General features: G+C 70.7%; 19 protein-coding genes. 14 read left to right on the top strand and 5 right to left on the bottom strand.

Annotation, left to right across the window (positions count from 1 at the left end):
* On the top strand, positions 1–68 hold a 68-nt coding region (locus AB0H32_RS33520; RefSeq protein WP_361128545.1), incomplete at its 5' end, for an RNA polymerase-binding protein RbpA.
* 106 nt (positions 69–174) lie between these two features.
* On the opposite strand, the gene lexA is transcribed toward AB0H32_RS33520, so the two are convergent.
* Positions 175–954 carry a transcriptional repressor LexA gene (gene lexA, locus AB0H32_RS33515; RefSeq protein ID WP_030750750.1) on the bottom strand — a complete coding sequence of 260 codons (780 nt, stop codon included), beginning with the start codon at positions 952–954 and terminating at the stop codon, positions 175–177.
* Positions 955–1525: 571 nt separating this feature from the next.
* Here lexA and nrdR point away from each other — a divergent pair.
* Both nrdR and AB0H32_RS33505 read left to right on the top strand, forming a co-directional pair.
* Positions 1526–2077 carry a transcriptional regulator NrdR gene (nrdR, locus tag AB0H32_RS33510; RefSeq protein WP_361128542.1) on the top strand — a complete coding sequence of 184 codons (552 nt, stop codon included), beginning with the start codon at positions 1526–1528 and terminating at the stop codon, positions 2075–2077.
* 164 nt (positions 2078–2241) lie between these two features.
* Positions 2242–5136, top strand: a complete 2895-nt coding sequence (locus AB0H32_RS33505; protein WP_361128539.1) for a vitamin B12-dependent ribonucleotide reductase — start codon at positions 2242–2244, stop codon at positions 5134–5136.
* A 179-nt stretch (positions 5137–5315) separates the two neighbouring features.
* On the opposite strand, the gene AB0H32_RS33500 is transcribed toward AB0H32_RS33505, so the two are convergent.
* A complete protein-coding gene (locus AB0H32_RS33500; RefSeq protein ID WP_361128536.1) occupies positions 5316–5915 on the bottom strand; it encodes a TerD family protein in 600 nt (199 codons plus the stop codon).
* 85 nt (positions 5916–6000) lie between these two features.
* Between AB0H32_RS33500 and AB0H32_RS33495 the strand changes: the two genes are divergently transcribed.
* From AB0H32_RS33495 to AB0H32_RS33485, 3 genes are all read left to right on the top strand, one after another.
* On the top strand, positions 6001–6606 hold the full coding sequence (locus AB0H32_RS33495; protein ID WP_361128534.1) for a YdbC family protein: 606 nt from the start codon (positions 6001–6003) through the stop codon (positions 6604–6606).
* A gap of 151 nt (positions 6607–6757) precedes the next feature.
* A complete protein-coding gene (locus AB0H32_RS33490; RefSeq protein ID WP_361128531.1) occupies positions 6758–7417 on the top strand; it encodes a histidine phosphatase family protein in 660 nt (219 codons plus the stop codon).
* Between the two features lie 12 nt (positions 7418–7429).
* Positions 7430–8335: an ADP-ribosylglycohydrolase family protein gene (locus tag AB0H32_RS33485; protein ID WP_361128528.1), complete on the top strand. Its 906-nt coding sequence runs from the start codon at positions 7430–7432 to the stop codon at positions 8333–8335.
* Between the two features lie 433 nt (positions 8336–8768).
* On the opposite strand, the gene AB0H32_RS33480 is transcribed toward AB0H32_RS33485, so the two are convergent.
* Positions 8769–10316: an MFS transporter gene (locus AB0H32_RS33480; protein WP_361128525.1), complete on the bottom strand. Its 1548-nt coding sequence runs from the start codon at positions 10314–10316 to the stop codon at positions 8769–8771.
* Between the two features lie 186 nt (positions 10317–10502).
* On the opposite strand from AB0H32_RS33480, the gene AB0H32_RS33475 reads away from it, so the two are divergent.
* From AB0H32_RS33475 to AB0H32_RS33465, 3 genes are all read left to right on the top strand, one after another.
* Positions 10503–11126, top strand: a complete 624-nt coding sequence (locus AB0H32_RS33475; RefSeq protein ID WP_361128522.1) for a TetR/AcrR family transcriptional regulator — start codon at positions 10503–10505, stop codon at positions 11124–11126.
* A gap of 81 nt (positions 11127–11207) precedes the next feature.
* Positions 11208–11909, top strand: a complete 702-nt coding sequence (locus AB0H32_RS33470) for a ribonuclease HII (protein WP_361128519.1) — start codon at positions 11208–11210, stop codon at positions 11907–11909.
* A 68-nt stretch (positions 11910–11977) separates the two neighbouring features.
* The gene (locus AB0H32_RS33465; RefSeq protein WP_361128516.1) at positions 11978–12610 is read left to right on the top strand and encodes a hypothetical protein; all 633 of its coding nucleotides are present in this window, start codon (positions 11978–11980) and stop codon (positions 12608–12610) included.
* 420 nt (positions 12611–13030) lie between these two features.
* Here the strand turns inward: AB0H32_RS33465 and AB0H32_RS33460 are convergent, their stop codons facing one another.
* Together AB0H32_RS33460 and AB0H32_RS33455 are read right to left on the bottom strand one after the other, a co-directional pair.
* A complete protein-coding gene (locus tag AB0H32_RS33460) occupies positions 13031–13642 on the bottom strand; it encodes a hypothetical protein (protein WP_361128513.1) in 612 nt (203 codons plus the stop codon).
* A 286-nt stretch (positions 13643–13928) separates the two neighbouring features.
* Positions 13929–16094 carry a RecQ family ATP-dependent DNA helicase gene (locus AB0H32_RS33455; protein WP_361128510.1) on the bottom strand — a complete coding sequence of 722 codons (2166 nt, stop codon included), beginning with the start codon at positions 16092–16094 and terminating at the stop codon, positions 13929–13931.
* A gap of 162 nt (positions 16095–16256) precedes the next feature.
* Between AB0H32_RS33455 and AB0H32_RS33450 the strand changes: the two genes are divergently transcribed.
* The 5 genes from AB0H32_RS33450 to AB0H32_RS33430 all read left to right on the top strand — a co-directional run bounded on the left by AB0H32_RS33450 (position 16257) and on the right by AB0H32_RS33430 (position 25051).
* A complete protein-coding gene (locus tag AB0H32_RS33450) occupies positions 16257–17822 on the top strand; it encodes a DUF4192 family protein (RefSeq protein WP_361128507.1) in 1566 nt (521 codons plus the stop codon).
* A gap of 527 nt (positions 17823–18349) precedes the next feature.
* Entirely contained in the window at positions 18350–20560 is a 2211-nt protein-coding gene (locus AB0H32_RS33445) for a glycogen debranching N-terminal domain-containing protein (RefSeq protein WP_361128504.1), read from the top strand.
* Between the two features lie 129 nt (positions 20561–20689).
* Positions 20690–21448: an NUDIX hydrolase gene (locus tag AB0H32_RS33440; protein WP_067301855.1), complete on the top strand. Its 759-nt coding sequence runs from the start codon at positions 20690–20692 to the stop codon at positions 21446–21448.
* Between the two features lie 159 nt (positions 21449–21607).
* Entirely contained in the window at positions 21608–24001 is a 2394-nt protein-coding gene (locus AB0H32_RS33435; protein ID WP_361128501.1) for an ATP-binding cassette domain-containing protein, read from the top strand.
* Between the two features lie 162 nt (positions 24002–24163).
* Positions 24164–25051 (top strand): FadR/GntR family transcriptional regulator, encoded by an 888-nt coding sequence (locus tag AB0H32_RS33430; RefSeq protein WP_361128499.1) that lies wholly within the window; start codon positions 24164–24166, stop codon positions 25049–25051.
* The last annotated feature ends 140 nt before the right edge of the window (positions 25052–25191 follow it).

Genomic DNA, 25191 nt, shown 5'->3' with positions numbered 1-25191 from the left:
GCTTCGCCAGCGACGCACAGGTGCCCGAGACCTGGGACTGCCCGCGCTGCGGCTTCCCGGCTCCGTGACCGCTTCGTACGGTCCGGGCCCTGCACAGCACAGGGCCCCGGAACCGGCGCAGGGGTTCCGGGGCCCGGTCAGGGGGACAGCCGTTCGGCCGGTCCGCCGCAGCCGTCACACGCGCCGCAGCACCGCGACGACCTTGCCCAGGATGGTCGCGTCGTCGCCGGGGATCGGTTCGTAGGCCGCGTTGTGCGGGAGGAGCCAGACGTGGCCGTCCTCGCGCTTGAAGCGCTTGACGGTCGCTTCGCCGTCGAGCATGGCCGCCACGATGTCGCCGTTCTCGGCGACGGGCTGGCGGCGGACGGTGACCCAGTCGCCGTCACAGATCGCGGCCTCGATCATGGAGTCGCCGACGACCTTCAGGACGAAGAGTTCGCCGTCACCGACGAGCTGTCGGGGGAGGGGGAACACGTCCTCGACCGACTCCTCGGCGAGGATCGGGCCACCGGCCGCGATGCGGCCGACCAGCGGGACGTAGGACGCGGCGGGCTTGCCCGCGGTGTCCGTGGGCTGCACGGTCACGGCCTGGTCGGAACCGCGCACCTCGTACGCGCGAGGGCGGTGCGGGTCGCGACGCAGAAAGCCCTTTCGCTCCAGGGCCATCAGCTGGTGAGCAACCGAGGAGGTGCTGGAGAGGCCTACGGCCTGGCCGATCTCCCGCATCGACGGCGGGTACCCGCGTCGCTGGACGGAGTCCCTGATGACCTCGATCACCCGGCGCTGCCGGTCGGTGAGTCCTGAGCTGTCAGCCCGGATGCCTGGAGGTCGGCCCGGCAGGGAGCGCTTGTGCCCCTCGGGATTCGTGGCTTCGTTCATCGCATGTACCGGCTCGACTCGGCCCTGGGAGCGGTCCTGGGCAGTGATGGTGGCACTGTCTGCGGTGGTGGTCACGTCGGCCCCTCTCGATGGTCTCCCTGCTGGACAACGGTAGTTGCTTTCGAAAGGTTGCGCCAAACACACGTTCGAGTGAAAAAGTGCGATTCACCAGACGTGATCGTGTGTCCGGGTGTATGGCTCGCATGACCCCTGGCGGACAAAAGCGTCCATTGTTGTACTCTTCACCGCCGGGGCAGACCACCTCGTGGGTTGCTTCCCAGTCTGCCATCCGGAATCCCGTCCACCGGGATCCGGGCCCCTTCTGTGCCGGAGTCCCACGCGTCCTCCGTGCCGCGCCCACGGTATCTCCGTAAATGCCGCGGCGATACGGATGTGCGTCGCGTGTCGGGCGGGACTGTCGCAGACGTCCCGGGCTCTTTTTTCCGCAGCGACACGCGAGTCTGCCTCGGTGTATGAGCCAAGCCCTACATCTAGTGGTTGGATGGCTACACCGGCCCACAAGTTGTGTTTTCAGGGGTCCCCCGGGTCTTCGGGGCCTCTGCGATCGCCTATGCTTGGGGCTGCTTCGAGGGGCCCGTGAGGCCCAGCGAGGCTATTGAGTCTGCTGTGAGGAGGGTTGGAGATCATGCACTGCCCCTTCTGCAGGCACCCCGACAGCCGTGTGGTCGACAGTCGTACGACCGACGACGGCACGTCGATCCGCAGGCGCCGCCAGTGCCCCGACTGCTCCCGTCGTTTCACGACCGTGGAGACGTGCTCGCTCATGGTGGTCAAGCGGTCCGGAGTCACTGAGCCGTTCAGCCGTACCAAGGTCATCAACGGTGTGCGCAAGGCATGCCAGGGGCGGCCTGTCACCGAGGACGCACTCGCCCAGCTCGGCCAGCGGGTCGAGGAGGCGGTGCGGGCCACCGGAAGCGCCGAGCTGACCACCCACGACGTGGGTCTGGCCATACTCGGCCCGTTGCAGGAGCTTGACCTCGTCGCCTATCTGCGATTCGCCTCCGTCTACCGGGCGTTCGACTCGCTCGAGGACTTCGAGGCCGCGATCGCGGAGCTGAGGGAGGCGACGCGAGGCCCCGCCGCGGACGACGAAGACGCGGGAGCGGGGAGCCAGGAAGACGATCGCGGGCCCGGAGGGACCACACAGGTCCCGGTGCCCGCCCGCGCTGCCGACTGACCGACGGGCCGGGAACCGGACGGATACCCGGGTTCCGGTCGGGCGGCGGCGACCGAAGACCTGTTGCGGGCGGCAGCTGAGGGTGCCCGCAGCACACGACAGAACACCGTGTCACGGGAACATCGTGGCACTTCAGGGCGTTTTAGCCCGTACAGGGAGGCGGCATGACAGAGACGGCGAGCGGTCCGGCACGAGGTTCCCGAGCCAAGGGCGCCAAGGCCACCAAGGGACTGCGTATCGAGCGCATCCACACCACCCCCGGAGTACACCCGTACGACGAGGTTGCGTGGGAGCGTCGTGACGTCGTCATGACCAACTGGCGCGACGGCTCGGTCAACTTCGAGCAGCGTGGCGTCGAGTTCCCCGACTTCTGGTCGGTGAACGCGGTCAACATCGTCACCAGCAAGTACTTCCGCGGTGCCGTCGGCACCCCGCAGCGCGAGGTCAGCCTCAAGCAGCTGATCGACCGCATCGTGAAGACGTACCGGAAGGCCGGCGAGGACTACAAGTACTTCGCGTCGCCCGCCGACGCCGAGATCTTCGAGCACGAGCTGGCGTACGCCCTCCTGCACCAGATCTTCAGCTTCAACAGCCCCGTCTGGTTCAACGTCGGCACCCCGCAGCCCCAGCAGGTCTCCGCCTGCTTCATCCTGGCCGTCGACGACTCCATGGAGTCGATCCTCGACTGGTACAAGGAAGAGGGCATGATCTTCAAGGGCGGCTCCGGCGCAGGCCTGAACCTCTCCCGCATCCGCTCCTCCAAGGAGCTGCTCTCCTCCGGCGGCAACGCCTCCGGTCCGGTCTCCTTCATGCGCGGCGCCGACGCCTCCGCCGGCACGATCAAGTCGGGTGGTGCCACCCGCCGCGCCGCCAAGATGGTCGTTCTCGACGTCGACCACCCCGACATCGAGGACTTCATCGAGACCAAGGTCAAGGAGGAGGAGAAGATCCGCGTCCTGCGCGACGCGGGCTTCGACATGGACCTGGGCGGGGACGACATCACCTCCGTCCAGTACCAGAACGCCAACAACTCGGTCCGTGTGAACGACGAGTTCATGAAGGCGGTCGGGGAGAGCGGGCAGTTCGGTCTGCGCGCCCGCATGACGGGTGAGGTCATCGAGGAGGTCGACGCCAAGGCGCTCTTCCGCAAGATCGCAGAGGCCGCCTGGGCCTGCGCCGACCCGGGCATCCAGTACGACGACACCATCAACAACTGGCACACCTGCCCCGAGTCCGGCCGGATCACCGCGTCGAACCCGTGCAGCGAGTACATGCACCTGGACAACACGTCCTGCAACCTCGCCTCGCTGAACCTGATGAAGTTCCTCAAGGACGACGGCAAGGGCAGCCAGTCCTTCGAGACCGAGCGCTTCCAGAAGGTCGTCGAGCTGGTCATCACCGCGATGGACATCTCGATCTGCTTCGCGGACTTCCCGACCCAGAAGATCGGTGAGAACACGCGCGCGTTCCGCCAGCTCGGCATCGGCTACGCCAACCTCGGCGCCCTGCTGATGGCCACCGGCCACGCGTACGACTCCGACGGCGGCCGCACTCTCGCCGGTGCCATCACCTCCCTGATGACGGGTACGGCCTACCGCCGCTCGGCCGAGCTGGCCGCGGTCGTCGGTCCGTACGACGGCTACGCCCGCAACGCCGAGGCCCACAAGCGCGTCATGAAGCAGCACGCCGACGCCAACGGCACGGCCGTCCAGATGGACGACCTGGACTCCCCGGTGTGGGCCGCCGCCACCGAGGCATGGCAGGACGTGCTGCGTCTCGGCGAGCAGAACGGTTTCCGTAACTCCCAGGCCTCCGTCCTCGCCCCGACCGGCACCATCGGTCTCGCGATGTCCTGCGACACCACCGGTGTCGAGCCCGACCTCGCGCTGGTGAAGTTCAAGAAGCTGGTCGGCGGCGGCTCCATGCAGATCGTCAACGGCACCGTCCCGCAGGCCCTGCGCCGCCTGGGCTACCAGGAGGAGCAGATCGAGGCGATCGTCGCCCACATCGCCGAGCACGGCAACGTGATCGACGCTCCCGGTCTCAAGCGCGAGCACTACGAGGTGTTCGACTGCGCCATGGGCGAGCGCGCCATCTCGCCGATGGGCCACGTCCGCATGATGGCCGCGATCCAGCCCTGGATCTCCGGCGCCATCTCCAAGACGGTCAACATGCCGGAGACGGCGACCGTCGAGGAGGTCGAGGAGATCTACTACGAGGCCTGGAAGCTGGGCGTCAAGGCGCTCGCGATCTACCGCGACAACTGCAAGGTCGGCCAGCCGCTCTCCGCCAAGACGAAGGAGAAGGAGAAGGCCGAGATCACGGAGAAGACCGAGGCGGTCATCCGTGAGACGGTCGAGAAGGTCGTCGAGTACCGCCCGGTCCGCAAGCGCCTCCCCAAGGGCCGCCCGGGGATCACCACGTCCTTCACGGTCGGCGGCGCCGAGGGCTACATGACCGCCAACTCCTACCCGGACGACGGTCTCGGTGAGGTCTTCCTGAAGATGTCCAAGCAGGGCTCCACCCTCGCGGGCATGATGGACGCCTTCTCCATCGCCGTCTCCGTCGGCCTCCAGTACGGCGTGCCCCTGGAGACGTACGTCTCGAAGTTCACCAACATGCGCTTCGAGCCGGCCGGCATGACGGACGACCCGGACGTGCGGATGGCGCAGTCGATCGTCGACTACATCTTCCGCCGCCTGGCGCTGGACTTCCTGCCCTTCGAGACCCGCTCCGCCCTCGGCATCCACTCCGCCGAGGAGCGTCAGCGCCACCTTGAGACCGGCTCCTACGAGCCGACCGAGGACGAGGTCGACGTCGAGGGTCTGGCCCAGTCGGCGCCGCGCCAGACGGACCTGAAGGCCGTCGCCGCCCCGAAGGTCGAGTCCGAGGCGGCCAAGACCGCCCCGAAGCAGGCGCACACCAGCGCCGAGCTGGTGGAGATGCAGCTGGGCATCCAGGCCGACGCCCCGCTGTGCTTCTCCTGCGGTACGAAGATGCAGCGGGCCGGTTCCTGCTACATCTGCGAGGGCTGCGGCTCGACCAGCGGCTGCAGCTGATGACACCAGGTTCCTGAAGTAAGGGGCGCCGGCCATTGGCCGGCGCCCCTTACTTTGTGCGATGCACTCGCGTCCTGCGGGGGTATCCGCGCGGTCGGTGCGGTGCGGTGCGGTGCGGTGCGGTGCGGTGCCGTGCCCGGCGCCGCTTGTGATCGTTGTCCGACGCAGGACCCCGCGCGTCAGGACTGGTGCGCCCTGCCCATGACCCGCGTGAAGGCGGCCGGATCCTCGTCGAAGCCGTGGACACCGGCACGGAAGTTCCATGCGCCGGACTCGTCCCGCACGAACTCGGCGATGGTGGCCGCCGCGGCTCCGAGGGCCGAGCCGAAGTCGTCCTCGGCGAGCACGGTGTAGCCCTCGCGAATGCGCATGGCCGGATTGAGCACGTCGGCGAACGTCTTGTGCCCGGGCAGCTGCTGAATGACGACACCGACCACCACGCGCGCGTACTGGCTGCCGAGCCGGTCGAGTTCGAGCGTCATCACCTCGTCCCAGCCGAAGCCCCGCCCGTCCGTGCTGTCGCGGTTCAGGAAGATCGTGCCGTCCGGCGAACGGCTGTCGAAGTGCACCAGATAGGCCGGAGCCCCGTACGCGTCGCCCGACGCGAACGTCGCGGCGACGATGTCGAGATCGGTGGGCGGCTGCCCCGCGGGACTGGGGTCCCACTTGAGCCCGACCTCGACCTTGCGGATTCCCTTGTTGAAGCCAGTCACCGGGCTGTCCTTCCCCCTGCAGATCCTTCTTCCCCAACTCCCTTGGAGCCAGCACTTATTGTCCATCGTGCCACGCGCGCGGGGGCGTGGGCGCGGGTGATCTCCGCCGGAGCGTGACCGGCGCCACGCCCACTGGCCTTACGATGGCGCGGTGCTGGTCAAGTGGATTCGCTGCACCGTGGTGGACCGCCGCGGCTTCGAGCGGGGGCAGCGGAAATGGGCGGGGCTTCTGGGGGAGCCGGGGTTTCGGGGACAGGGCGGGGGCTGGAGCAGGCAGCGGCCCGGCGTGGCGCACATCTTCGCCTTCTGGGAGAGCCGTGCCTTCTACGACTCCTTCATGGCCCGCTCCCACGACCGTCTGGCGGCCTCTCAGGGCGGCACGTTCAAGGATCCCCAGGTCAAGCTGTTCGAGTACCGCTTCGACGTGAAGACCGGCTTCGAACCCCGCTTCACGGACAGCGACCTGATCCGCGTGGCGCTGTGCAGGGTGAACGAGGACCGTGTCGAGCACTTCACCCTCATGCAGGAGAAGGTCTGGAACCCCGCGATGGCCGGCTCGCCCGGCATGATCCGGGGCATGTTCGGCGAGGCGCCGGAGCAGGAGTTTCTGATCCTGTCGATGTGGCGGTCGGCGGCCGAGCACGGCAAGTACCGTACGGAGCGGGTGGAACGCCTCGCCCTGCGCGCCCAGACGGAGGCGGACATCGCGGCCCTCTCGGGTGACATCGTGGAGCTGGAGCCGTCCTGGACGGTGTGATGCGACATCGAGAAAGTTTGAAGACCAAATGCTCGACTCGCGTGCTCCGGAGGGGCCCGGGAGCGGCCCTGGAGCAGGTTTTCATGTGACATACGCCGTATGGAGCCCGCAGGAGTGCTCGTCCGCCCTCCACTCGATCTAGGGTTTTGGCATGGCACGACCACGGCGCATCATCCTTGTCCGGCACGGCGAATCGACGGGCAATGTTGATGACTCCGTGTACGAGCGCGAGCCCGACCATGCTCTCGGACTGACCGAGCGTGGCCGCTGGCAGGCCGAGGAGACCGGCAAGGAGCTTCGGGAGCTCTTCGGCCCGGAACGCGTGAGCGTCTACGTCTCCCCGTACCGCCGCACGCTCGAGACCCTGCATGCCTTTCACCTCGACCCGGATCTCATACGGGTGCGGGAGGAGCCCAGGCTGCGCGAGCAGGACTGGGGCAACTGGCAGGACCGCGACGACGTGCGTCTGCAGAAGACGTACCGGGACGCCTACGGCCACTTCTTCTTCAGGTTCCCGCAGGGGGAGTCCGGCGCCGACGTGTACGACCGGGTCGGGGGCTTCCTGGAGAGCCTCTACCGCAGCTTCGAGGCCCCCGACCATCCGCCGAACGTGCTCCTGGTGACGCACGGCCTCGCGATGCGGCTGTTCTGCATGCGCTGGTTCCACTGGACGGTGGCGGAATTCGAGTCGCTGTCGAATCCCGGGAACGCCGAGGTGCGGATGCTCGTTCTCGGGGAGGACGGCAAGTACACACTCGACCGGCCCTTCGAGCGCTGGCGGGACCCGGTGCCGCACTGGGTCACCGGATAAAGTGGCAGTGCGATGACCGCTGACTCCTCTTCTTCCGGGCGCCTGGACCGTGCCCTGGCCAGCCTGCGCGGACTTGCGGTGGGCGATGCGCTGGGCTCGCAGTTCTTCGTTCCCGCGAACTATCCCCTGCTCAAGCGCCGGGAGCTGCCCACGGGCTCCTGGCAGTGGACGGACGACACGGAGATGGCCTGCTCGGTGGTGGCCGTCCTGGCCGCTCACCAGCGCGTCGACCAGGACGCACTCGCCCGCTCCTTCGCCGTGCACCACGATTTCGACCGGGGTTACGGCCCCGCCGTCAACCGGCTGCTGCGCCTCGTCCGGGAAGGGCAGGACTGGCGCGAGCTGGCCGCCGGACTCTTCAACGGGCGGGGCTCCTGGGGCAACGGCGCGGCCATGCGGATCGCTCCCCTGGGCGCCTGGTACGCGGACGATCCGGAGCAGGCGACCCACCAGGCGGAGATCTCGGCCTACCCCACGCATCAGCACCGTGAGGCCGTGGTGGGCGCCATGGCCGTTGCCGCGGCCGCCTCTCTGGTCGCCGCGCCGGACGGTCCGCCCAGTCCCGAAGCGCTCCTCGACGGCGTCGTCGCCCTCGTTCCGAAGAGTGCCGTCGGCGCGGGTCTGCGCCGAGCCCGGGACATGCTCGACTACGGCGATGCGGCCACCGTCGCGGCCGTCCTGGGATGCGGACGCCGTACGTCCGCCCATGACACGGTCCCGTTCGCCCTCTGGTCCGCCGCGCGGGCGCTCACCGACTTCGAGGCGGCGTTCTGGACGACGGCCCTGGTGGGCGGGGACGTCGACACGACGTGTGCGATCGTGGGCGGCGTGCTCGCGTCCGGCAAGGCGGGGGCGCCGCCCGCGGAATGGGCGGAGCGCACCGAGGTGCTGCCGGAATGGGTACCCGCGCGCCTCTGAGAGCAGGCTCCACGAAGTGGCCGGGCAGCGCACTTCTCCCGGGGCGGGGCTGGAGTGGCCGGCTCCGGTGACTTCGGCGCCGACCGTACCCCGGCTGCTTCCGGAAACTCTCCGTGTCCGATGGGAACCCTGCGTGACCGCCGGGCGTTGTTCCGGTGTTCCGCCTCACTGCGACGAGCCGCTGGAGTGCAGGAGTCGGGCAGTGGGGGCAGAGGCGAGAAACGTCAGGGGGTGTGGGGCGATGCCGTTCGCGTCGGCCGTGCTGATCATGGCCATCGCAGTGGTTGCGCCGGCCGCGTGGGCCGTGCAGGGCTCGCTCGCCCTCACGACAGGGTTCGTGACCGTGGTGCGGCCGACCGGGCCACTGCACCTTCTGTCCGTCCCCCGGCAGTGGTCCGGCCGGCCGCGGCTTCGCGTCGCGGCTGCGGGCGGGTCAGCCGATACCCGGGCCCGCTGCGCCGGCGAGCGCGTCGAGGTCGCTCTTGCTGACCTTGATCACCAGCAAGGCGGTGAGGAAGGCGAGTCCGGCCATCGCGGCGGCCGGGACGAAGGCGACGGAGATGCCGTGTGCGAGCACCTCGTGACCCCAGGGCCCCGGCAGCTGGTGCGTCTTGGCGAACTGCGCCTTCTGCTCCGGCGAACCACCGGCGAGGAACTTCGGCAGCTGCTTCTTCGCCTCGTCCTTGCCGGCAGAGCCGAAGACGCTGGTCAGGATGGACAGACCCAGCGAACCGCCCACCTGCTGCATGGCGTTGAGCAGTCCGGAGGCCGCACCCGCCTCGTGCTGGGCGACACCGGAAACCGCTGTGACCGTGGCCGTCACGAAGTTCAGGCCCATGCCGAAGCCGAACACCAGCATGGGGCCCAGCACTCCGCCGAGGTAGGAGCTGTCGGGGCGGATGAAGGTCTGCCAGGCGAGACCGATCGCCACGAGCGCCGTGCCGGCCATCATGAACGGCTTGGGGCCGAGCTTGGGGAGGAACTGCTGCGACAGGCCCGCGCCGACCGCGATCGCCACCGTCACGGGGAGGAAGGCCAGGCCGGCCTTGATCGCGCTGTAGCCGAGCACGTTCTGCACGAACAGCACGATGTAGAAGAACATGCCGAACATCGCGGCCGCCAGGCTCAGCATGATCACGTACGTGCCCGAGCGATTGCGGTGGGCGAACATCCTGAGTGGAGTGATCGGCTCCTTCGCCCGCAATTCGATGAGGACGAAGGCGGCCAGCAGAACCACCGCCGCGCCGAACGAGCCGAGAGTGAGGCTGTCGCGCCAGCCCTCCTCGGAGGCGCGGATGAAGCCGTAGACCAGCGACGCCATGCCTGTGGTCGAAGTCAGTGCTCCCGCGATGTCGAACCGTCCCGGGTGCCGCTCGGACTCGCTGATGTACAGCGGTGCGAGGGCGACGATCACCAGGCCGATGGGTGCGTTGACGAAGAGGACCCACCGCCAGTCGAGCCAGTCGGTCAGCATGCCACCCGCGAGCAGGCCGATGGCGCCGCCGCCCGCGGAGACGGCGGCGAACACGCCGAACGCCCGGTTCCGTTCAGGGCCTTCGGGGAACGTGGTGGTGATCAGTGCCAGCGACGTGGGCGAGGCGATCGCGCCGCCCACGCCCTGCAGGGCGCGTGCGGCCAGCAACTGCCAGGGTTCCTGGGCGAGGCCGCCGAGCAGCGAGGCGAAGGTGAACAGCAGAATGCCGGTCATGAAGACACGGCGGCGGCCGAGAATGTCACCGGCCCGCGCGCCGAGCAGCAGCAGGCCGCCGAAGGCGAGCGTGTAGGCGCTGACCACCCACGTGAGGTCTGTGGTGCTGAACTTGAGGGCGTCTTGAATGTGGGGGAGCGCGATGTTCACAATCGTCGCGTCGAGGACCACCATGAGTTGGCAGGCCGCGATGACGGTGAGTGCGATGCCGGGGTGCCCCTCCCGGCCGGCCGCGCCCGGTTTCTGTTCCTGCAACAGCTGAGAGGTTGTCACTGTGGGTCCCCCATGACGGCATTAGTGAACGCTCGCGTTCACTGTCGCGCCAACGGTAGTGAGTCCTCAACAGTGAACGCAAGCGTTCACTTACTTCCGCGCCCACTGTCACGTCCCCCTTTGCTGTGGCGCGGCGCAATCCCACCCCGGAACCCCCGCTTCCCCTTGCTTGTTGGAGAAAGACAGATGGTTACCTCGCGCTGGACGACTGCCCCTGATCGGACGGCCTCCCCTCGTCGGCGCGGTGCGGTGCTCGAGCGCGCGATCCTGGATGCCGCACTGGAGCAGCTGAGTACGGTCGGCTGGAGAGGTCTGACGATGGAGCGTGTCGCGGCCGGTGCCCAGACCGGCAAGGCCGCGCTCTATCGCCGCTGGCCCTCCAAGGAGGACCTGGTCGCCGATGCGCTCCAGGCCGGGCTGCCCCGCCTGGAAGGGCTGCCCGACCTCGGGAGTGTGCGCGAGGACCTCCTGGTCCTGTGTCGGCGCGCGCGGGACGCCATGTACTCGCGCCCCGGTGTCGCCCTGCGATCGGTGATTCACGAATGTGATCCAGCGCAGGCGGAACGCTTTCATGGGGTGATCTTCGAGGGTGTGGTGGAGCCGATGATCGCGCTGCTGCGAGAGGTCGTCACTCGTGGAACAGAGCGGGGGGAGGTGCGGTCCGACGCCGCCAACGGCTACGTTTTCGACGCCATTCCGGCGATGATGATGTACCGCTCAAAGATGTGCACAAGTGAATGGGATGATCGAGATCTCGAGGAGATGGTCGACCAGTTGATGCTTCCGCTGCTGCGGCCGCACGGGGCCTGAACCGGGGCGTCGAAGACTGCTGCGCCACCCCGGGGGCCGGGGTGTCGCGCGAGGTCCCCGGCGGCGTACGCTAAGGGCGCCATGCCGTACGAACCGCCTACTCACACCGTCGAGCGCTCATTGCGCGCCACAACCGGAGCGAAGATCATTGCCGGTGTCGACGAGGTGGGGCGGGGTGCATGGGCCGGACCTGTCACCGTCTGCGCGGCGGTCACCGGACTCCGTCGGCCGCCCGAGGGTCTGACCGACTCCAAGCTGCTGACCGTCAGGCGGCGTGTGGAACTGGCCGAGATACTGCGGTCGTGGGTGACGTCCTACGCCCTGGGGCATGCTTCCCCCGAGGAGATCGACGACCTGGGGATGACCGCCGCACTGCGGCTCGCCGCAGTCCGTGCCCTGGAAGCCTTGCCGGTCCGTCCCGACGCCGTCATTCTCGACGGGAAGCACGACTACCTCGGAGCCCCGTGGAAGGTGCGCACGGTGATCAAGGGTGACCGGTCGTGCGTGGCCGTTGCGGCGGCATCGGTGATCGCCAAGGTTCAGCGCGACAAAATGATGGCCGAACTGGGTATCGACCATGCAGACTTCGGATTTGCGGACAACGCCGGGTATCCGTCCCCCGTGCACAAGGCCGCACTGGAGGAGCGGGGGCCCACCCCGTACCACCGTTTGTCGTGGGCGTATCTTGATGGGCTGCCCCAGTGGCGGCACCTCAAGAAGGTCCGCAGCTGGGCGGAGGGAAACGTTCCGGAAATCGAGGGTCAGCTCGGCTTCGATTTCTGACGGTTCCGATCGCACTGATGTGCCACCCGGTCATCTGCGCCGCACCAACGTTTGATAAATATCAGCTCATGCCTCTCATTCCCGAGGAGCCTCAGATTCACGAGAGTGCCCAGGGTCCCCGCGCCACTCCGGCCAGTGGCCGCACCGCGCCGACCCCCCGTCCCGTACCCGGTCCCCGCCCCGCGGCACCGTCCCGCCCCGGTCGTCCCGGCCCCCAGCGGCCCACACCTCCGGTGCAGCGCACGCCGCGTGACGTGAGTCCGGCCAAGCCAGGCCCGACGGGCCCGGCCGCTCCCGCCGCCACGGCGGCGTCTCCCCAGATCCAGCTGGTCCCGGCCTCGGCCGAGGGCGCGCTCGACGCCGCCGAGGAGGCGGTGGACCTGCTGCTGGACTCGGGCCGTGCCCCCGGCGACGTACTGGTGATCACCACTGGTGCCCAGCATCCGTGGGCCGAGCACGAGCTGTCCTTCGGCGAGTCCTCGTACTGGGCGCAGCACGACACCGGCGACGACGTCTTCTATGCGGACGCCGCCGTCGCCTCCCGTGCCGCCTCCCGGCCCGTGGTCGTCGTGGCTGTCAACGGCGGCCCCGCCACCGCTGCCGCCACCGCCCTCCCGCTGGCCCACTCCCGGGCCGGTGCGCTGCTGATCGTCTGCGGTGACCCGCAGCAGATCAACTCGGTGCTGGGCGCGGGCGTCTGAGTCACGTCCGGCACCCCGCCGCATCGGGGTGCCGACGGAGCCGATTCGACGGCATCCGCACGGAGCCGCCTTCGGCATGCCTGGATGGCCGGCAGTGGCCGTTCCCGTTGCGGGACGCCCGCATGGCAGAGCGGCGGATGCCGCCCGGGGCCAAAGTGGGCGTCGCGGGCGTGCGCCTGTGAACGGCACGCTTCGGGCGTGAGCGCCGGATTGGGCAGCTGTCCTGACGCCTCGGTGGCGTACCGGCCGCTCTGCACCGGTACGAGCCCCACCACTGCCGCGTGACGCATGGGCGCCGACCGGTGGGAGCAGTCTGTGACAGCCTGTGCGGCTTCCCGTACCCGCTCTCCCGACGGTTCACAGGGGCATCGCTCAGGCTGCGCTGCTCGGGCGCGGGAGCCGAACCCCGAGCCGCGGTCTTCAGCGGGCGGCCGCGCGGCGCAGGACCTCGGAGACCGGGCCGCCGGTGCGGGGCGTCAGCGGCGGGGCTTCCGACATGGCGAAGGACTCCGGCTCCGAGTGGGCGCTCGGGTGGCGCCCGCCGCGTCCCTCGCCGAGCACCTGCCAGCCGTCCCCGGTCAGCGTGATGTACGCCCCGCAGCGCAGGCCGTGCAGTGTGCACGCGTCCCGCAGCCCCCACATCCAGGCGCCGTCCTCCTCGGTCCAGCGTGCGTCGCCGTCGCGGCAGTAGAGCAGTACGGCCGTACGCACCGGGGTACGGCGGCGCAGATCGTGCGGAATGACCCGGCGCAGCTGGGCGAGCAGCGCGTTGCGGAACATCCAGCCGTCGGCCGGCGCGGGACGTCGGACGAACGACGCACTGGCACACAGCCGTTCGTCGGGATCGAGGACGGCCACGACCGCCACGGACGGCTTGGGACGATGGCGGGCGTGCAGCCCGCTGACGACCTCACGAGGGTTGCGCAGCAGGGGGATTCCGGCGGCTGCCCACTCCGCGGGCTCGAGCAGGCGACTGGCGGAAGCGGACGTCGACACCGATGCCGCCGAGGACGAGGCGAATCCGAAGGTCACGTTCCTCCCTTCGGCTACGCGCCCACACTGCGGGCGAGGTCGGATTCGGGGGAGCGCGCACCGCAGCAAAGCCCAACCGGATCACGGACGAGCCGTGCGGGGAGCGGACCTCAATTCTTCCTGTCGAACTTGGATGCGGCAACGAGCAATTGGGGCCACCGACTGTTATCTGCTGGTGCGTGGCTTATATCCCTACCCCCAAGGGCCACCGATGACCCCTGGGGCGTTCGACCACGGCACGTTCGTGCGCCGTGACCAGTGCCGACGCACCACCGGCCGCCGCGCGTCAGCCCTGAACGGCCAGCACCAGAGGCAGTACCTCACCGGCCCCGGCCTTTCTCAGCAGGCGCGCGGCGACCGCGAGGGTCCAGCCGGTCTCCGTGAAATCGTCCACCAGCAGGACCGGACCGCGGGCCTCGGCGAGCGCGGCGGCGAGGGCGGGCGGCACCGTCAACGCCCCGTCGAGCGCCTTGAGACGCTGGGCGCTGTTGCTGCGCGACAGCCGCTGGGCGTCACCGTAGTACTCCACGGAGCCGAGCAGGGGCAGCCGGCCGACCTCGGCGATGTGGACTCCCAAGGAGTGGATCAGCGTCGGCCTGCTGCGCGAGGCGACGGTGACCACACCCACGGGCCGGGGCAGGGCACCGGCCGCGCCGGAGGCCCAGCCACCGGGACCACGGGCCCAGTCGGCCAGCACGTCCACAACGGCCCCCGCCACGTCGTCCGGCACGCGCGCATCCGCCGCCTGGGTGGCGAACAGGGGGCGCAGCCGATTGCCCCATCCGATGTCCGAGAGCCGGCCCAAAGCCCGTCCGGCAGAAGCCTGTTCACCGGCCGGAATGCGTCCCTTGAGGTCGATGCCGATCGCCGGGAGGCCGGTCGGCCACATGCGGCGGGGCTCCACCTCGACCCCGGCACGGCCCAGGTCGACACGCGCCGCGTCCAGGGCCGCCGTGGACGTGCCGGGCGTGAAGCGCGGCCCCGCGCAGTTGTCGCAGCGGCCGCAGGCCTTGGCGGCCTCGTCGTCCAGCTGCCGCTGGAGGAATTCCATCCGGCAGTCCGCGGTGGCCGCGTACGCGCGCATCGCCTGTTGCTCGGCCGTGCGCTGGCGGGCCACCCACGCGTACCGCTCGGCGTCGTACGACCACGGCTGTCCGGTCGCGATCCAGCCGCCCTTGACGCGCTGCACGGCTCCGTCCACGTCGAGGACCTTCAGCATCGTCTCCAGCCGGGAGCGGCGCAGCTCCACCAGGGGCTCAAGAGCCGGCAGCGAGAGCGGCCGGTCCGCCCGGGCGAGGACGTCGAGGGTGCGGCGCACGAGGTCCTCGGAGGGAAAGGCGAGCGACGCGAAGTACTCCCAGATCGCCTCGTCCTCCTTGCCCGGCAGCAGGAGCACTTCGGCGTGCTCGACGCCACGGCCGGCGCGGCCGACCTGCTGGTAGTAGGCGATGGGGGACGAGGGCGAACCGAGGTGCACGACGAAACCGAGGTCCGGCTTGTCGAAGCCCATGCCCAGCGCGGAGGTGGCGATCAGCGCCTTGACCCGGTTGGCGAGCAGATCGTCCTCGGCCTGCTGGCGGTCGGCGTTCTCCGTCCTGCCCGTGTACGAGGCGACGGCGTGACCGCGCTGCCGCAGAAACGCGGTCACCTCCTCGGCGGCGGCCACGGTGAGCGTGTAGACGATGCCGGAGCCCGGCAGGTCGTCGAGGTGGTCGGCGAGCCACGCCATCCGGTGTGCGGCGTCCGGGAGCCGCAGCACGCCGAGACTGAGACTCTCCCGGTCCAGCGGCCCGCGCAGGACCAGGGCGTCCGAGGCGCCGCCGGTGCCGAGTTGTTCCGCGACGTCGGCGGTCACGCGCGCGTTGGCCGTGGCGGTGGTGGCCAGTACGGGGACACCGGGCGGGAGGTCACCGAGCATGGTGCGCAGCCGTCGGTAGTCCGGGCGGAAGTCGTGGCCCCAGTCGGAGATGCAGTGGGCCTCGTCCACGACGAGCAGACCGGTCGCCGCGGAGAGCTTGGGCAGGACCTGGTCACGGAAATCGGGGTTGTTCAGGCGCTCCGGGCTGACGAGCAGCACGTCGACCTCCCCAGCCGCGATCTCGCTCTGGACGGCCTCCCACTCCTCCGTGTTGGAGGAGTTGATGGTCCGGGCGTGGATGCCGGCGCGGGCCGCGGCCTCCACCTGGTTGCGCATGAGCGCGAGCAACGGCGAGACGATCACCGTGGGTCCGCTGCCTCTGGCCCGCAGCAGCGAGGTCGCCACGAAGTACACCGCGGACTTGCCCCACCCGGTGCGCTGCACGACCAGAGCCCGGCGCCGTTCGGCGACCAGCGCCTCGATCGCCCGCCACTGGTCCTCGCGCAGCCGGGCCGCGCCCGTGGTGTCCCCGACGAGCCGGGCGAGGACGGTGTCGGCCTGTACCCGGAGGTCCGCGTTGCTCGTGTGCTCCATGCGTCCATACAACAGGACGGAACTGACAGCCGGGCGCGAGCGGGCTGCCGCAACGGTTCCGCTGTGGACAAGGACCGAGTTACGGACCTGCCTTGTCGTGCCCCTGATCGGACTTATCCACAAGCTCAAGCGGAATCCCGAGATCCGCGAGATCGTCGGCGCATGACGAACCACAGCGAAACGACCGGACCCTTCGAAAACGGCGACATCGCAGGGCAAGAGCCATGGAACGAGCGGTCCGCACACGACACCCAGGTCACCCTGCGCAGCCCGGCCGAGCTGGCCGACGCCCTTCCCTATCTGCTCGGATACCGACCCGAGGACAGCATCGTGCTGGTCGCCCTGCATGACCGCGGAGGCCCCGGCAGGTTCGGCGGCCGGGCCCGGCTGGGCATCCCCGCTGCCGAGGACGACTGGGCGGCGGCCGCACGCCAGCTGGTCCAGGGGCTGGTGACCGGGAGTGAGCGGCGTGGCACCCGGCCTGGGCGGATGGTCGCCTACCTCTGCCAGGAACCTGGCCGTGGTGAGACGGGGCGGGACGTCATGCTCCGCCTCCAGCCGCTCGCCCACCTGTTGCGCACCGAGTGCGGCACGCTCGACGTGCCGGTGATCGAGGCCCTGTGCATCTCGGACGGCCGCTTCTGGTCGTACTGCTGCCCGGTCGAGGGATGTTGCCCCGGGGACGGAACGCCGATGGGACTGCCCGGCACCTCGGTGCTGGCCGCCGCGGCCACCTACGCGGGCATCCAGGTGCGCGGCACACTGCGCGAGTTGCGTTCGAGGCTGCAGCCCTGGGAGACCGGCGCGGCCCTGGAACAAGAGATCGCGCTGGACGCGGCCGGCATGTCCCTGGTGCCCCGCATTCTGGACGACACGGCCCGCGTGCGTGTGGCAGACGAGACCCTCGAACTCGCCGAGCGGATCATCCGAAGGCTCGCCGCGGCTCCATCGGTCTCCGGCACGTACACGGCCGACGTGCGCGACGACGAGCTGCTCGCGGACGACGAGGCGGCGACCCTGATCCTCGGGCTCCAGGACCGGACCACGCGTGACCGGGCGGCCGCGTGGATGGAGGGTGACGAGGCCGCTCCGGCCCTGCGGCTCTGGCGCGCGCTGGCACGCCGCTGCGTCGGGCCCTACGGCGAGCACGCTGCCGCCCCGCTGACCCTGGCGGGCTGGGTCGCCTGGTCGAGCGGCGACGAACTGGAGGCCCGGGAGGCCCTCGCCATGGCGCTCGGCGCGGACCCCGAGTACTTGTTCGCACGCCTGTTGCATCAGGCCTGCAACGAAGGGCTCGACCCCGAATCGATCCGCCGTTGTCTGCGCGCGGACCGCGAGGGGCGGACGCAGTCTGTGAGCGCGGAGGAGGCGGGACGGGCCGCCGAAGGAGCTTCGGACGCTCCATCGGAGGCACCGTCGGGAACCGACGTGGCAGAACCTGGCGCGTCCGGTCGAGCGGACGGTCGCAGTCACGAGCCGACCCCGGGGTCCGGCTCCCGTCGGCGCCGCCGGACGCGGTCCGCGTCGCGCACCGACAGCAGTCCTCGACCGCCACGAGGGGCGGCGGGACGGCGGCGCCCGGCCGGCTCCCACCCTCGAACGCCTGCTGCTGGACCTTCGCATCCGGGCAGCACGAGGCCGGATGGCACGCATGCACGTTCGGAGGACGGCGCGGGCCGCGGCGCCTCGGCGGGGAGCGGTCACCTGGAGACGGAGGGAGGCGGATGAGCGCCGAGCGGGAAAGCGCCGGCCGGCGCCAGGCCGGGACACTGCTCGGCAGCGCGGCGAGGGACCGCGCCCCGTCGGGGCAGGAGAGGCCGAGGGAGGGCGGGGTGCGTCGACGTGCGATGAGCCGCTTCAAGATGAGTCTCAAGCGTCTGCGGTGCTTTCGTGGGGAAGGCGCGACTCCCGGCCCCGTCCATCCCCTTGGTCTGCCGAGCCGCTTCCGATGCCTGGGCTCCTTGTGCCGAGTCCGCCGCCCGTGTCGAGTGTGTCGCCCGCGCCGCGCGACGATGCCGCCCGTCCGGTGGCGGTTCGAACCCGCGAGCGCCCCATTGGCCGGGCGCCCCCGTCCGCCATGTGGCCGTCCGGTCGGCCTCTGCGATGTGAAGCGTGACCCCGGCGAGTCCATCTCCGTTCACCTGAGTGGCGGAGCGTCCGGACGGGTGGTTCCGCTGTCCGACCCATGTCCCGCAGGGCGCCCCTCTCCGCGCCCAGCCCGTCCGAGGCATATCGAGCGCAGGAGAAGCCACTCCATGCATCAGCAGCAGACCCGGCCCTCCGCCGCCGACGACAACCGCCCCCTCCCGGGCAGGCGCGAGCCCTTCCCTCAGGCGAGAATCGGCATCAGCGCGGCCGAGACGATCCGTGTCCCGGGTACGCCCCCGAAGGTACCGGCCGCCCAGGGACCGTCGCACGCCCCGGCCCCGCTCACCAGCGGGCACCGTCGCAGGGCCACCGCGCCGCCTCCCGCCGCCTCCGGGCGCTCACCGCAGTCACCGCCCCGTGCAGCTCCCGACCTGCCGCCCACACACGGCACCCTGATCTGTGTCGCCCTCCCAGGACTCGCCATCTCCGGCCCACAGGCACAACTCGCCGGCCGGGGACTGGAAGGCTTCTACCGAGGCGGCAGGCGTCTGCTCTCGCGATGCCAGGTCAGGGTGGCCGGGCGCGAGCCGCTCGTGGTGCAGGCCAGGATGACCGGGGCCGACCGGGCCCGTTTCGTCGGGACGCTGCGTGTCTCCCCGGCGGCGGGCCCGGATCCCGACGTCGTCGTCGAGCGCATCCGGAACGCGGACGGGACCGAGCGCATCACGCTGCTCAACGCCACTCTGCGTCCCCTGCGCCTCCCGGTCGAGGTCGCCCTGGGCACGGACTTTGCCGACCTCGGCGCCATCGCCTCCGGATCGACGGGCCCGGAACTCCCGGCCAGCGTCCACGATGCGGGCCTGCGCTGGGCCTCGGCCGGCGGCGGTGCCTGTGTCACCGCGCACCCGCCGCCCGCCGACGCACTGGCCTCCGCCGGACTGCTCCGCTGGGAACTGGAACTGCCTCCGGGCGGAACGGCGGACGTGGAACTCCGGGTACGCCCTGACGGGCCGGGCGGAGTACAGCCGCGCGCCGTGCGCCAGGCCGTGAACAGCCCCTTCGCGCCCGCACGGGCGGCAGGCGACGACCCCCGGGTGGCGACCCTGCTGCGGGCCGCGGTCGATGACCTGCAGGCTTTGCTGCTGCGCGACCCCGCGCACCCCTCCGACACCTACCTCGCGGCGGGTGCACCCTGGCGCTGCGGAATGGCACCGGCCGAGGCGCTGGCCGCGGCCCGGATGACGCTGTCTCTCGGTACCCGGCTCGCCGCGGGCACGTTGCGCACCCTCGCCCGCACCCAGCTTGCGGGCCCGGGGCCACGGGCCGGCCTCATCCCCGGGCCGAGACGCGACGCCGGCGCCTTCCTCCCGGCCGCATGCACGGGGACGGAGGCCACGCTGCTCTTCCCCGTCCTGCTCGCCGAGGCCCGCCGCTGGGGGCTGCCCGAACAGGAGACTCAGGAACTGCTGCCCACGGCCGAGCGCTGTCTGACCTGGCTGCGGAACACGGCAGGCGACGGCACCTACCTTGCCGACCCTCAGCCGGCGGGCCCGGTCCGCTGCGAGACACAGGCCCACGCCCACCGGGCTGCCGTCCTCGGCGCCGATCTCCTCGACGCATACGACAGGCCGGGGGGAGCCGAATTACGGCAGTGGGCCCAGGACGCGCGAAACGCGTTCCGGCAGGACTTCTGGGTCGAGGACCGGGGCGGCGGACGCCCGGCCGCAGCCCTGGCACCGGACGGGCGCCCTCTTGCGCACCTCGGTTCCACCGCCGTGCACCTCCTCGACACCGGGCTGATCGACGGGGGCAGGCTCGCTCCAGGTCTGCTCGACAAGGTGCAGACCGAGCACCTCGCCCGGCTGCTCGGCGGTCCGGCGATGGACACGGGCTGGGGGCTGCGCGGACTCGGCGCCAAGGGGGTCGGCCACAATCCGTTCGGCCACCGGAGTGGAGCCGTCCGGGTCCAGGAAACCGCGCTCGCCGTCGCAGGACTGGCCGCCGCCGGCTACGAGAAGGAGGCGACCAGCCTGCTGAGAGGGCTCCTGGACGCGGCAGAGCACTTCGATCACCGGCTGCCGGAGATGTACGCCGGGGAGCAGCGCTGCGCCGGGAGCGCTCCCCTCCCGCACCCGGCGGCCTGTCGCCCGGCGGCGACCGCCGCGGCCTCCGCGATCCTGGTCCTGACCGCGCTCGCGGGCATCCGCCCGGACGCCCCCGCCCGCACCGTCACCCTGCGCCCGGTTCGGAGCGCGCCCATCGGCGAGATCACCCTCACCGGGTTGCGCGTGGTGGGCGCTCCTTTCGCCGTGCGGGTCAGCAGACTGGGCCTCGCCATGGTCGAGGACGCGGCGGACGGCCTGCAATTGGGGGTGTGACCTCGTACAACGCCACTCGGACCGGGAACGCGCGCCGACCGTGCGCCCATACCGGAACGAAGCGGATCCGCCGTCGATGTGGATGACGAAGGGAGTGTTTATCGTCAGGCAGACGACTATGATCGCGGCATGCCCTACGACCCGTCAGCCTTTCCGCCTTTCGCCGTCACCGTGGACCTGGTCGTGCTGACCGTGCGCCGCCATGCCCTGTGTGCGCTGGCGGTACGCAGGGGCGAGCCGCCGTTCCAGGGGCGCTGGGCGCTGCCCGGCGGATTCGTTCGGGCCGACGAGGACCTGTCCCAGGCGGCAGCGCGTGAGCTGGCCGAGGAGACCGGGCTGCGCGCCCACGATCCTTCGGTTCCCGCCCAGGACAACGGCGCCCACCTGGAACAGCTCGCCACCTACGGCGACCCGAAGCGGGACCCGCGGATGCGTGTGGTCAGCGTCGCCCACCTCGCTCTCGCCCCGGACCTGCCCGCGCCCCGGGCAGGTGGTGACGCCAGCAACGCGCGGTGGGCGCCGGTCGAGGAACTGCTCCAGCAGGGTGGATACGGCCGCGACGGCGAGCCTGTGGCACCCCTGGCCTTCGACCACGCCCAGATCCTCGCCGACGGTGTCGAGCGGGCGCGCTCCAAGATCGAGTACTCGTCGCTGGCCACCGCGTTCTGCCCGCCCGAGTTCACCGTCGGCGAGCTGCGCCGGGTCTACGAGGCGGTGTGGGGTGTGGCCCTGGACCCGCGCAACTTCCACCGCAAGGTCACGGGAACCCCGGGGTTCCTCGTTCCGACGGGCGGCACGACCACCCGGCAGGGAGGCCGGCCGGCCCAGCTCTTCCGGGCCGGCGGCGCCACCCTGCTCAACCCTCCGATGCTCCGTCCCGAGGTCTGAGCGATTCGACGCCCGCGGCGTCGGTCTGCCGGAATCGGGCGCGTGAGCCGGGGCTCGATCCGTCGAATGGCGGACATGAGCCCTCGTGGCTCGGACGCCACCGCACAGCAGGTCGGGTTATACCGGAAAAACCGGACATTGCACGCTATCTTGCTGCAGGTGATCCAGGCCTTCGGACTGACCAGCACCGCCCGCAAGGCGCACCCGCCCGCCGTCTGCGACGTCTCCTTCGAAGCGCGTGCCGGCCGTGTCACCGCGCTCCTCGGTGCCGCGGGCGCGGGCAAGACGACTGCGCTCAGACTGATGCTCGAACTCCAGCAGGGGCGCGGCATCACCCACTTCAGAGGTCGGCCCCTGCACGGCATCCCGCATCCGTCGCGGGAGGTCGGCGTGGTCCTCGGTGACGTACCCGGTCATCCGGCGCGCTCGGTCCGCGGTCACCTGCGCATGCTGTGCGCGGCAGCGGGCGTTTCCGCCCGGCGTGCCGACGAGGTCCTCGAAGTGGTCGGCCTCGTCAGTCTCCGCGAGGAACGCCTCGGCACTCTCGCGCGCGGCATGGACCGCAGGCTAGGACTGGCCTGTGCGCTGTTGCCCGACCCGCACACGCTTGTGCTGGACGAGCCCACCGGCGGCCTCTCGGCCCGCGAAGCGCGCTGGCTGCACGGCATGATGCGGGCACACGCCGCCCAGGGCGGCACGGTGCTGTTCACGACGGCCGACTCCAAGGAGGCCGCCCGCACGTCCGACCGGGTCGTCACCCTCGACGACGGCAGGCTCGTGGCCGACCAGGAGGCCGACGAGTTCGCGCGCACCCGGCTGCGTCCGCGTGTGGCCGTCCGCAGCCCCCACGCCGCCCGCCTCGCGGCCCTGCTCGCCAAGGAGGCGCGTACCGCCCAGCGCTCCGTCGAGGTCGTGCGGGAGGGCGGTAACCGTCTGTCCGTGTACGGCAGTACGACCGCCGACATCGGCGAGACCGCGTTCCGCCACGGCATCCTCGTTCACCAACTCGCCGATGAGGTGGGGGACATGGGGCCGGGTGCGGACGCGGAATCCGGGGGCGAGACGGGGACGGCCGGTGAGGTGGTGACGACCGGACAGGAGCGGGGCGCACCGGACTCCGTGCCGGGTGAGTGGTCACGGAGCGCACCCGGTTCCCTGTCGGGGGAGTGTGACTCGGACTCCGGGCAGGGGGCGCCCCGCGACGCGGACGAGGAGCAGGGGTGCGCGGTGTCAGGCGCCTCAGTGCGGGAGCCGGAGCAGGACCTCGGCGGGGAACGGTCGTCGCTCGGTCAAACCCATGGCCACCAGTCTGTGCCGGACGGCGCGGAGACCGCCGACGGCATGCCCGTCGCCGGAGAGTCGCAAGCCGACACCGCCTCCGACACCGCCTCCGACATCGCCCGCGAAACCGACCGCTCGTCCGCAGACACCGTCTCCCTCGCAGACACATCCGCAGACACCGCCTCCCTCACGGACGCAGCGGACGGTGACGGCGGTGCTTCCCTCGATGATCTGCCCGTGATCGCCACCGGCTGGCGGCCCGCTGCAGCCGCACCGGGAACCGGTCCCTCGGGAGCCGGCGCCGATCCCGAGCCGCAATCCGGTGCGACGCGCACCGCCGTAGGCGCCCGGGCGGTCGGCGCGACCGTCCCCGGTGCACGGATTCCGGATGCCCGGAATGCCGGCAGCCGTCAACCTCAGGCCGGGCAGCCCTCGCGTCCCGAAGCGGCGCATGCCCTCGACGACCTGTCCCCCCTCCCCCCTCCCATCTCCGTCCGCCCCGCCCACAGTCCCCTCCGTCCACTGCGCTACGAACTGCGGCGTGCCACCGGGATCGGCGTCGGCTTTCTCACCTGTGGGGCCGTGCTGGTGCTGTCCGCGCTCACCGCCGTGGTCCTGGCGCGGATCGGCCACACCCCGCAGGCGCGACTGTTCGCGGCGTGGCCGCGGGGGCTGCCGCTGCCGCCAGCGGCACTCGGGGCGGGGCTGCTCGGGGCGCTGGCCTTCGGGGACGAGTTCCGCCACCCCGCGCTGGCGGCGGACCGCGGCACCGTGCCCCGCCGGCTGGGGCTGCTCACCGCCAAGCTCCTGGTCTCCGGGGCCACGGCTGTGACGCTGGCCTTCCTCACCGTGGGCTGCGACGCCGAGATGCTCTACCTCGTCTACGGACGGGAGCTCACCCAGGTTCCCTCGGACTGGCTCTCGCTGAGCGTGAGTTGGTTCGGGCTGGTGATCAGCTGCGCCTGGGCCGGGGTCCTGGCGGCCGGCGTCTTCCGGTCCACGACGGCGGGTCTCGCCGCCGTCCTCGCCGTACCCGTGGTCGTCGTCCCCGTCGTGCACCAAGTGCTGCAGGGGCAGGCCGTGCCGATTGCTGCCGGTCTGTCCCTGCGGATGCGGGAGCTGTTCCTCCTGCAGTGGCCCTTCGGCGGGGAGCGCTATCTGCTAGGCGTCGCCCGGGTCGTCGCTCAACCCGTCGGGGGTGCGATGACATTGTCGCTCGCCGCGCTGCTGTGCGCGTATGTGCTTACCACGCTGCGTACCAGGGCTCGATGAAGGCTGTCCGCACGCATCCGGACCCGCTGTGCGCACAACTCCCCGGAGAAAGCCCGTTTCTTTCCGATAAGGCGTCAATTGCGATGCGGTGAGCGATCACCCTTTCGTGTGCTTTTCACCAAAGACCTCAAGGGAGTTGGAGGCGACGCCGACAAAGGATCCGTGAGTACCCTTGCGCACACCATGATGACCGCCGCCCGCTCCGCAGACTCAGGTCTGACCGGCCCGGGCGAACTCGACCGCTACCCCTACGCGGAGGCCCCGGTGGCCGACCGCGTCGGAGCGCCCGCCTGGGAGGGAGCGGACCCGGAGCTGGGCCGGGTGGGCCGGCGTGCCGCGGGAACCCGCGGCCGCGGACTGCACGGCCAACTCGTCCAGCAGCTGGGTCAGATGATCGTTTCCGGGGACCTGGGGGCGGACCGCCCGCTGGTGCCGGAGGAGATCGGCCAGCGCTTCGAGGTCTCCCGCACCGTCGTCCGTGAGTCCCTCCGTGTCCTGGAGGCCAAGGGCCTCGTCAGTGCCCGCCCGAACGTCGGCACCCGCGTGCGCCCCGTCAGTGACTGGAACCTCCTGGATCCGGACATCATCGAGTGGCGGGCCTTCGGGCCGCAGCGCGACGACCAGCGCCGCGAGCTGAGCGAGCTGCGCTGGACGATCGAGCCACTCGCCGCCCGTCTCGCCGCCGGGCACGGACGCGAGGAGGTGCAGCAGCGTCTCTCCGACATGGTCGAGATCATGAGCCATGCCATGGCCCAGGGCGACGCGCTGACCTTCTCGCGCGCCGACACCGAGTTCCACGCCCTGCTCATCCAGATCGCGGGCAACCGCATGCTCGAGCACCTGTCCGGGATCGTCTCGGCCGCACTCCAGGTCTCCGGCGGCCCGGTCACCGGCTGTGACCGGCCGAACGAGGGCTCCCTCGCACTCCACGCGCGGATCGTCGACGCGCTCGGAACCGGCGACGGTACGGCGGCGGAGGCGGCCATGCGCCAACTGCTCACCGTCCACCCTGAGGTGGAACGAGTGGTCCCCGCCCCGCGAGAGCACTGAGCCCTGCCGAAAGCGGTGTGGTCGCCGGTGTGCCGCGTTGTGGTGGCTCGCCCTCATCAACGACAACGACTTCGGGATGACCGACGGTCCGGGCGCGCTCGACGCCCAGGGCCGTCTCGTCGACAGCGGCATCAGGACGA

The sequence above is a fragment of the Streptomyces sp. NPDC020362 genome (assembly GCF_040642095.1).
Taxonomy (GTDB): domain Bacteria; phylum Actinomycetota; class Actinomycetes; order Streptomycetales; family Streptomycetaceae; genus Streptomyces.
The sequence above is the reverse complement of the archived record's forward strand: the minus strand, read 5'-3'. Positions and strand labels throughout refer to the sequence as shown.